Consider the following 256-nt stretch of genomic DNA (forward strand, 5'->3'; position numbering starts at 1 on the left):
CGGTATTCTCTACCTGACCACCTGTGTCGGTTTGGGGTACGGGCCGCTAAGAACTCGCTAGAGGCTTTTCTCGGCAGCATAGGATCACTGACTTCACCTGAATCGGCTCGGCATCACGTCTCAGCCTACATGCACCGCGGATTTGCCTACGGTACGGCCTACACGCTTACCCCGGCACAACCACCGGCCGGGATCAGCTACCTTCCTGCGTCACCCCATCGCTTGACTACTACCCGCCAGGTTCCCACGCTCCCCA

General features: G+C 59.8%; 1 rRNA gene. It reads right to left on the reverse strand.

Going from position 1 to position 256, the window contains the following annotated elements:
* Position 1 precedes the first annotated feature (1 nt).
* A 23S ribosomal RNA gene (locus LPA42_RS33560) occupies positions 2–256 on the reverse strand; the annotation flags it as partial.

The organism is Micromonospora sp. DH13 (assembly GCF_020873825.1).
GTDB lineage: Bacteria > Actinomycetota > Actinomycetes > Mycobacteriales > Micromonosporaceae > Micromonospora > Micromonospora haikouensis.